The following is an 8666-nucleotide window of genomic DNA, read 5'->3' as shown; positions in this document are numbered from 1 at the left end:
CCCGCCGCCGGCCCCGCCCCCGCCCCGGCCGTTCGGCGACCCGGCGGCCCGGCGCCGGCGCGCCCCGGGCCCGGGGCGGCGCGGGGCGGGGTCAGCCGTCGTGCGCGAAGAGCTTCAGCACCGGCACGCCGACCTTGTGCCGGGCCCGGGAGGCCCAGTCGCGGTGGAAGAACTCCTCCACCAGGTGCGGCGCGGTGAGCACGATCACCTCGTCGGCCCGGGTCTGCTCCACGACGGACTGCAGCAGTTCCAGCGGGTGCCGGTCGACGATCTCCCCGACCGCCTCGGCGCCCTGCTCGCGCAGCGCCTTCAGGGAGTGCTCCAGCGACATGCGGGCTGTGGGCAGCGCCTCGTGCCCCTCCGGCTCGTCCGACTCGCGGACCGCGTCCTCCAGCTCGCCGAGCGCCACGTCGTCGAGGGCACGCAGCAGCACTCCCTGGTCGCCGCGGGGTTGCAGGAGCACGACGAAGCTGACGCGCTCCTCGCCGTGGAGGGTGGTGACCATCTCCACATCCACGGGCGCGAGCGGTTTCTCGATCATCAGGACGGTGGTGAACACGATGGACGCCCTTCTTCCGCACAGGCACAAAGACCACGCCAGAAACGATCCTGCCGATTCAGTCTGCCCCAGCGCGGCTAAGCGGAACGTGATATTCCGCAGATTGTCAGAACCGACGGTAACGCGCGAACAGAAAGCCGGCCTCCTCCATGACCGAGTACAGGGCGAGGCCGAGCGGCTCCGCCGGCGGGGCGGCGCCGTGCATGATCCGCGGCGCGTCTCCCAGCGCCGCACGGGGCGCCAGGGTCAGGCACAGTTCGTCGAGTACCCCCGCCCCGGCGAACGCCCCCAGCACGGCGGGCCCGCCCTCGGTCAGCAGCCGCCGGAGCCCGCGCTCCGCCAGCGCGCCGAGCGCCGCCGCCGGGTCGGCGCCCCGGCCCTCCCCCGCGACCACGACCTCCGCGCCCGCCGCGCGGGCCGCGGCCAGCCGCTCCGCGGGCGCCTCCGCGCCCGTCAGCAGCAGCGTCGGGACGGCCGGTGCGGAGAACAGCGGCAGCGAGAAGTCGAGGTCGAGGGAGGCGGAGAGCACCGCGACGGGCGGGGCGGGGGGCTGGCCCGCCGCGGCCCGGCGGGCGGCGAAGGCCGCCCGGGCGCGGGCCGGGCGGTACCCCTCAAGGCGTACCGTTTCTGCACCCACGATCACCACGTCCGCCAGCCCGCGCAGCACTCCGAAGACGCGCATGTCGGCGTCGCACGACAGCGGCTGGGAGCGCCCGCCGAAGGCCGCGGCGCCGTCGACGGTGCTGACCATGTTGGCCCGCAGCCAGACACCGCCCCCCTCGGGATAGGCGTAGGCGTCCGCCAGCTCGTCCAGGGACCACTCACGGTCGGCGAGCGCGGACGGGTCGGCGGGCACGGGCAGCAGGCGGCGCATAAGCGGCAGTGTGGCATGGGGCACTGGTGTGCGGCTCGCCGAGGCGGCGACCGTACAGTGAGAACGTGCCCCCTTCGACCTCCGCCTCCGCCGCCGGCACGCCGGGCGCCGGCATATCCCCCGGCGCGCTCACCGGCCGCGAGCCGCACGTCCCCGCCGAGCGGCTGGTCGCCGAGCTGGTGCCGCCGCCGCGCTTCGACGCGGTGCGCTTTGCGACCTACGTCCCGGACCCGGCCCGCCCCAGCCAGGCCGAGGCCGTACGCGCCCTCACCGCCTTCGCCGCCGGGCTCGGCGGCGGCGCCACGGCCGTCAGTGGGGGTACCCCCGCCAGTGAGGGCGTAGCCGGCGGGGGAGGCCGGCGGCCGTGGTGGCGGCGGGCGCCGAAGGAGCCGGCCGGGCCGCGCGGGGTGTATCTGGACGGCGGCTTCGGCGTCGGCAAGACCCACCTGCTGGCCTCGCTCTGGCACGCCACCGAGGCCGTTCCCGAGCGCAAGGGCTTCTGCACCTTCGTCGAGCTGACGCACCTGGTGGGGGCGCTGGGCTTCCAGCAGACGGTACGCACCCTGGGCAGCCACCGGCTGCTGTGCATCGACGAGTTCGAGCTGGACGACCCCGGCGACACCGTGCTGGTCTCCTCCCTCCTCGGCAAGCTCGTGGAGTCCGGCGTCGCGCTGGCCGCCACCTCCAACACGCTGCCCGGCAAGCTGGGCGAGGGCCGGTTCGCCGCGGCCGACTTCCTGCGCGAGATACAGGGCCTGGCCGCCCGCTTCCGCCCGCTGCGCATCGACGGCGACGACTACCGCCACCGCGGCCTCCCCGATGCCCCCACCCCACTGGCCGACGAGACCGTCGCCCGCGCCGCCCGCACCGTCCCGGGCGCCACCCTCGACGCCCTCCCCGACCTCCTGGGCCACCTCGCGCGCGTCCACCCCAGCCGGTACGGCGCGCTGACCGACGGCGTACGGATCGTGTGCCTGACCGGCGTGCGGCCGGTGGCCGACGAGGCGACGGCGCTGCGGCTGGTCGTGCTCGCGGACCGGCTGTACGACCGGGAGATACCCGTGCTCGCCTCCGGCGTGCCGTTCGACCGGCTGTTCGGCCCGGAGATGCTCGCCGGCGGCTACCGCAAGAAGTACTTCCGCGCGATATCCCGGCTGACCGCCCTGGCGCGCGACGCGCACGCCGCCACCGGAGGGGCCGACGGCGGCGCGGCGGGGCCGGCGGGGCCAGAGGACTAGACCTGCACACACCCTCTCACCTGGTTCACTTTCGGTTCACCGGGTGGTACACACGATCGGGTCACCGTTTTCCTGTCCGCCAGCAGGGAGTTGGTCTTCCGCATGTCTGCAACACGACGTCAGGTCCTCGCCCGCACCGGTGCGCTGGGCGCCGGTATCGCCTTCACCGGCACCGTCTCCGAGCTGTACGCCGGCACCGCCGCCGCGCACGCCCCGCACCACGCCGGCTACGGCCCGCTCGTCCCCGACCCCGACGGCCTGCTGGACCTCCCCGAGGGCTTCCGTTACCGGGTGCTCTCCCGCGAGGGCGACCAACTGCTCTCCGGTGAGGGCGCGGTGCCCAGCAACCACGACGGCATGGCCGCCTTCCGCGCCTGCCGCGGCCGTTCGGGGGTACAGCTCGTACGCAACCACGAGAACCGCCCCAACGCCGCGTACCGGGTCCCGGCCGTCGACGGCCTCACCTACGACCCGATGGGCATGGGCGGCTGCACCGTGCTGGAGGTCGGCGGGGACGGCGAGCCGAAGAGCGAGCGCGTCGGCATCGCCGGCACCGCGGTCAACTGCGCCGGCGGCCCCAGCCTCTGGGACACCTGGCTGACCTGCGAGGAGACCGAGGACAAGGCCGGCACCAACGGGTACACCAAGGACCACGGCTTCATCTTCGAGGTCGACCCCGCCGACCCGCACGCCAGCGGCGCCGTCCCGCTCACCGCGATGGGCCGCTTCCAGCACGAGGCCGTCGCCTTCGACCCGGCCAACGGCGTGGTGTACGAGACCGAGGACGCCTTCGAGCACCCGTTCGGGCTCTTCTACCGCTTCCTGCCGGAGAAGCCCAAGGGCGGCCCCGGCTCCCTGCGGGCCGGCGGCGAACTGCAGGCCATGCGGGTGCCGGACGTGCCCGACCTGTCGGTGGTCGAGGAGATCGGCGCCACGTTCGACGACGTCGAGTGGATCGAGGTGCCCGACCCGCTGGCCGCCGGGACCCCGATCCGCCACCAGGACTTCGGGCGCCCGATGACGCACGCGCAGAAGCTGGAGGGCTGCTACTGGGGCGGGCGGTCGGTGTACTTCGTCTCCAGCTACGCCAGGAGCGACCAGGGCTCCGGCGGCGACCACTTCGGCCAGGTGTGGCGCTACACCCCGCGGACCAACGAGCTGAAGCTTGTCATCCGCTTCGGCCCCGACCACGGCGTGGACACCCCCGGCGAGTACCCGGACAACATCGCCCTGTCGCCCTCCGGCGGCCTGTTCCTGTGCGAGGACGGCGGCGGCGAGCAGTTCGTCTACGGCGTCTCGCGGCGCGGCGAGGTCTTCCCGGTGGCGCGCAACCGGCAGAACACCGGCAGCGCGGAGGAACCGGCGTACGGCGAGTTCGCCGGCGTCACGTTCTCGCCGAGCGGCCGGACGATGTACGTGAACTGCTACGCGCCCGGCACGACCTTCGCCATCACCGGCCGCTGGCGGTAGCCCCGGCCCGTACGGTGCGGCGCCCGGGCCGCGGACCGGATCAGGACCGGTCCGCGGCCCGGGCCGTGGACCGGCGCCGTACCCCGTTCACCCGGGCGCTCGCTCCGGCGCGCGCGCCCCCCGGGAGCGCTCTTACGCTCCCCGCATGATCCGCTTCCGGCGCCCGCATCGTGCCCGCGCGGCCCTCGCCGCGCTGCTCGCCCTCCTCCTCGCGGCGTGCGCCGAGTCCCCCGCACCCGCCCCGCCGCCCGCCGGGGAGCACGGCGCCCGGAAGCACGGCGACCACCCGGCGGCGTACGGAACGGCGCGCGGCGAGACCGAGGGACGGGCGCACGGCAATGGGGGTACCCCCGCCAGTAAGGGCGTAGCCGGTGGGGGAGGCAAGGCGCCGCGCGGGGCCCGCGTCCGCGCCGGGCTCGCGCCGGTGTGGCACCACGGCGTCCGCCGCGCCGCGGGCGGCAAGCGCGTCGCGCTCACCTTCGACGCCGACATGATGGCCGACCAGCACGACCGCGCCGACGCCGGCGAGCGGTTCGACAACCCCGGGCTCATCGCCGCGCTGCGGGAGCTGAAGGTGCCCGCCACCGTCTTCATGACCGGCACCTGGGCCGCCCGCTACCCCGGCCAGGCCCGCGCCGTCGGCCGCGACCCCCTGTTCGAGGTGGCCAACCACTCCTACAGCCACCACGCCTTCGCCGTCCCCTGCTACGGGCTGCCCGAGGTGGCCCCCGGGACCATGCGCGCCGAGGTGGAGCGCACCTTCGCCGCGCTGCGCCGCGCGGGCGTGCCCGAGCCCGTCCCGTACTTCCGCTTCCCCGGCGGCTGCTACGACGACGCCGCGCTGCGCGCCCTCGCGCCGACCGGCGTGACCGCCGTGCAGTGGGACGTCTCCAGCGGCGACGCCTTCGCCACCGACCCGCACGCGGTGGCGGAGGAGGTGCTGACGCGGGTGCGGCCGGGGTCGGTGGTCGTCCTGCACGTCACGCGCAGCGCGGCGCCGGTCACCGAGCAGGCCGTACGCGAGATCGTGCCGGAGCTGCGCCGCCGCGGCTACGGGTTCGCCAGGGTCTCGGAGCTGATGGCGGCGGGCTGACGCACCCGCCGCCGCTGCCCGGGGTCACCCGGTGGGCGCCCCCGCACCGGTCTCGCTCGGCCGCACCACCACGAACCCCTCGCCGTCCAGCCGCAGCTGCATGACCTCGCCGGAGCCGCCGCGGATCATGGACCCGAAGCTCTGCGAGCGGTGCAGCCCCGTCTGCAGCTGCGTGCTCCAGCCGACGACGGCGTCCGTGTCGACGAAGACCGGGTAGCCGGGCGAGACGGGGATCACGATCGGGGTGCCGTCGCAGACCACGCCCAGCCGGCCCTGGCCGGTGAACACGCTGTTGAACAGCCCGCCGCCCGCCATCCCGGCGCCCTTGACCACCTTGATGTCGTAGGACAGCGTCGAGTCGAAGCACAACACGTTGCGCCCGTTGAGGGTGAGGGTGTCGCTCGGCTGGTCGAAGTCGAGGATGAAGCAGTTGGCCGCGCTGAGCGCGAACCAGCACTCGCCCTGCCCCTTCACCGACATGAGCGCCAGCCCCTCGCCCGTGACCGCGCGCTTGAGGAACTGCCCCGCCCCCTGGCCCTTCTTCTCGAACTGCAGATTGCCGCGGTAGGCCACCATCGCGCCCTGCCGGGCCAGACACTCGCCGTTGACGGCGTACTTGATCGATTTGGAGTTCTGCAGAGTCATGCCGGCCTGCGTCGCGGGCTCGGCCATGTTTTCCTTCGCGAACAAATCACTGCGCATACGGCATGATCTGCCGGAATCCCTCCCTCCGCCAAGCGAGCGGCGCCCCTGGCACACTTGATCGTGTGACCGGCACCGACACCAGCCCCTTCCAGCACGAGGCGGTGAGCCGCGACGAGCTGCCGCAGTTCGTCCTCCCCCTCGTCGTCCGCATCGAACGCGGCAGCCCGCCCGCGCGTACCGACGCGCTCCAGACGGCGGCGCGCGCGGTGCTGCTCCTGCTGGCGGACGAGCGCGCCGCCGGCGACGGCCCGTGGGCCCGGGCGGTACGGGACTGGCAGGACGCCCGGATCCGCAAGGTGGTGCGGCGCGCGCGGGGCGCGGAGTGGCGCCGGGCGGAGGCGCTGCCGGGGATCACGGTGACGTCGGAGGCGGCGGAGGCGGCGGGTCGCCCGGTCGGGGAGGCCGGCACACCCGGGGAGGCCGGCGCGGCCCCAGACGTCCCGGGCGCCGCCGCGGTGCGCGTCTTCCCGCCCGTACCGCTGGACGGGTGGCCCCAAGACCTCGCCCGGCTGCAGGTCTCCGGCACCGACCTGGCCGACCCCGCGCCCCCTCCCCCGGCCCCGCCCGGGGTCCCGGTGCTCTGGCTGGCGCCGGACCTCGGCATGACCGCGGGCAAGGCGATGGCCCAGGCCGGCCACGGCGCCCAACTCGCCTGGTGGGAGCTGTCCGACGACGACCGCGCGGCCTGGCGCGCCGCCGGTTTCCCCCTCGCCGTACGCACCCCCGGGCCGGCGCACTGGGCGGAGCTGACCGCGAGCGGGCTGCCGGTGGTTCGGGACGCCGGGTACACGGAGATCGCCGCCGGCAGCTGCACGGTCGTCGCCGACCACCCGGCGCTGCACCGCGCCTGACCCGCCGGCCGCGGTCACCCGCCGGTCAGCCGCCTCAGCCGCGCGTCAGCCGCCGTCGGCCTCCCGCGCGTCCTCCGCGACCGCCCCCGCCGCCTTCCGTGCCGCGACCAGCACCGGGTCCCACACCGGCGAGAACGGCGGCGCGTACCCGAGGTCCAGGGCCGTTATCTGCTCCACCGTCATGCCCGCCGTCAGCGCCACCGCCGCGATGTCCACCCGCTTGCCCGCGCCCTCGCGGCCGACGATCTGCACGCCGAGCAGCCGCCCCGTACGGCGCTCCGCGAGCATCTTCACGTGCATCGGCGCGGCCCGCGGGTAGTAGCCCGCGCGGCTGGTCGACCGGATGGTCACCGCCACGTACTGCAACCCCACCTCGCGCGCCTGCGCCTCCAGCAGACCCGTACGGGCGATCTCCAGATCGCACACCCTGCTGACGGCCGTGCCGACCACGCCCGGGAACGTGGCGAAGCCGCCGCCGACGTTGCGCCCGATGACCTGCCCGTGCTTGTTGGCGTGCGTGCCCAGCGGGATGTACCGCTCGCGACCCGACACCAGGTCGAGCACCTCGACGCAGTCGCCGCCCGCCCACACGTTCTCCTGCCCCCGCACCCGCATCGCCAGGTCGGTCAGCAGCCCGCCGGACTCGCCCAGCGGCAGCCCCGCGTCCCGCGCGAGCCCGGTCTCCGGGCGGACGCCGAGGCCGAGCACCACGACGTCCGCCGGGTACTCGCCCTTCGCGGTCGCCACGCCGCGCACCGCACCGTCCGTGCCGGTGAGGACTTCGGTGACCTCGGCGCCCGTGACGGTCTCGATGCCGTTGCCGTTCATCGCCTCGTGCACCAGCGCGCCCATGTCGGGGTCGAGGGTGTTCATGGGCTGCTCGGCGCGTTCCAGCACGGTGACGTGGATGCCCCGGTGGCAGAACGCCTCGGCCATCTCCACCCCGATGTACCCGGCGCCGACCACGACCGCGTGCCGCACCCGCCGCTCCTCCAGCCGGTCCAGCAGCTCCTGGCCGTCGTCGAGGCTCTGCACGCCGTGCACGCCCGGGGCGTCGATGCCGGGCAGCGGCGGACGCAGCGGGCGGGCGCCGGTGGCGATCACCAGGTGGTCGAAGCCGTGCCAGCGCTCCTGCGCACCGTCCTCGTCGTCGAGGTCCCGGGTGCGTACGCACTGCCGGTCGAGGTCGATCTCGGTGACCTCGGTGCGCATCCGCAGGTCGATGCCGCGCCGCCGGTGCTCCTCCGGGGTGCGCGCGATGAGCTGGTCGCGCTCGTCGACCTCGCCGCCGACCCAGTACGGAATCCCGCAGGCGGAGTACGACGTGAACCGGCCGCGCTCGAACGCGGTGATCTCCAGCTCGTCCGGCGCCCGCATCCGGCGCGCGCGCGACGCGGCGGACATGCCCGCCGCGTCGCCGCCGATGACCACCATCCGCTGCTTGGCCCCCATGACGCTCCCTTTCGTCGCCGTGAGGGACACGCTACGTCTGGTTACTCCGGTTCGGTGCCGTGGGGTGCCGGGCGCCCGGGAAACGGACCGGGCGGACGGGGGGACGAGCAGCGCGCCTTCCCGGCCGCCCGCGGGGGGCTGCCGGCGGGATCCGAACGGGGGCTTGTCGGCGGGATCTGAGACAGTGGCCCCATGAGCAGCGCACCGCCCGCGGACCTCGCGGATCCCGCCCCCGGGGTCGTCGTCATCGGCGGCGGCATCGCCGGACTCGCCGCCGCGCACCGGCTGCTCGCCCGGGGCGCCCGGGTCACGCTGCTGGAGGCCGGCACCCGGCTCGGCGGCAAGCTGTACGCCAGCGAGGACGCCGGCGTGCCCGCTGACCTCGGCGCGGAGGCGCTGCTCGCCCGCCGCCCCGAGGCGGTCG

The 8666-nt window shown here is 75.1% G+C and carries 9 protein-coding genes; 5 read left to right on the top strand and 4 right to left on the bottom strand.

Going from position 1 to position 8666, the window contains the following annotated elements; translation table 11 throughout:
• Positions 1-91 precede the first annotated feature (91 nt).
• Together ABD317_RS29635 and ABD317_RS29630 are read right to left on the bottom strand one after the other, a co-directional pair.
• Positions 92-559, bottom strand: coding sequence for an indole-3-glycerol phosphate synthase (locus ABD317_RS29635; protein ID WP_344293731.1), 468 nt, complete (start codon positions 557-559; stop codon positions 92-94).
• A gap of 106 nt (positions 560-665) precedes the next feature.
• Positions 666-1433 carry a dihydrofolate reductase family protein gene (locus ABD317_RS29630; protein ID WP_344293729.1) on the bottom strand — a complete coding sequence of 256 codons (768 nt, stop codon included), beginning with the start codon at positions 1431-1433 and terminating at the stop codon, positions 666-668.
• A 65-nt stretch (positions 1434-1498) separates the two neighbouring features.
• Here ABD317_RS29630 and zapE point away from each other — a divergent pair, with 65 nt between their 5' ends.
• From zapE to ABD317_RS29615, 3 genes are all read left to right on the top strand, one after another.
• Complete coding sequence (zapE, locus tag ABD317_RS29625; RefSeq protein WP_344293727.1) at positions 1499-2671, top strand: cell division protein ZapE; 1173 nt, start codon at positions 1499-1501, stop codon at positions 2669-2671.
• Between the two features lie 102 nt (positions 2672-2773).
• Positions 2774-4141, top strand: a complete 1368-nt coding sequence (locus ABD317_RS29620) for an alkaline phosphatase PhoX (protein WP_344293725.1) — start codon at positions 2774-2776, stop codon at positions 4139-4141.
• A 145-nt stretch (positions 4142-4286) separates the two neighbouring features.
• Complete coding sequence (locus tag ABD317_RS29615; protein ID WP_344293723.1) at positions 4287-5234, top strand: polysaccharide deacetylase family protein; 948 nt, start codon at positions 4287-4289, stop codon at positions 5232-5234.
• A gap of 24 nt (positions 5235-5258) precedes the next feature.
• Here ABD317_RS29615 and ABD317_RS29610 read toward each other — a convergent pair whose 3' ends face one another.
• Positions 5259-5936: an AIM24 family protein gene (locus ABD317_RS29610; protein WP_027755644.1), complete on the bottom strand. Its 678-nt coding sequence runs from the start codon at positions 5934-5936 to the stop codon at positions 5259-5261.
• 5 nt (positions 5937-5941) lie between these two features.
• Between ABD317_RS29610 and ABD317_RS29605 the strand changes: the two genes are divergently transcribed.
• Complete coding sequence (locus ABD317_RS29605) at positions 5942-6790, top strand: aminoacyl-tRNA hydrolase (protein ID WP_425582465.1); 849 nt, start codon at positions 5942-5944, stop codon at positions 6788-6790.
• A gap of 45 nt (positions 6791-6835) precedes the next feature.
• Here ABD317_RS29605 and ABD317_RS29600 read toward each other — a convergent pair whose 3' ends face one another.
• Complete coding sequence (locus ABD317_RS29600) at positions 6836-8242, bottom strand: FAD-dependent oxidoreductase (RefSeq protein WP_344293718.1); 1407 nt, start codon at positions 8240-8242, stop codon at positions 6836-6838.
• 192 nt (positions 8243-8434) lie between these two features.
• Here ABD317_RS29600 and ABD317_RS29595 point away from each other — a divergent pair.
• Positions 8435-8666 (top strand): FAD-dependent oxidoreductase (locus tag ABD317_RS29595; RefSeq protein ID WP_344293716.1); only part of this gene is annotated, 232 nt, incomplete at its 3' end.

The organism is Streptomyces synnematoformans (genome assembly GCF_039531005.1).
GTDB classification, from domain to species: Bacteria; Actinomycetota; Actinomycetes; order Streptomycetales; family Streptomycetaceae; genus Streptomyces; species Streptomyces synnematoformans.
Note: the sequence above shows the minus strand (reverse complement) of the source record. Positions and strands in the feature narration are given on the sequence as shown.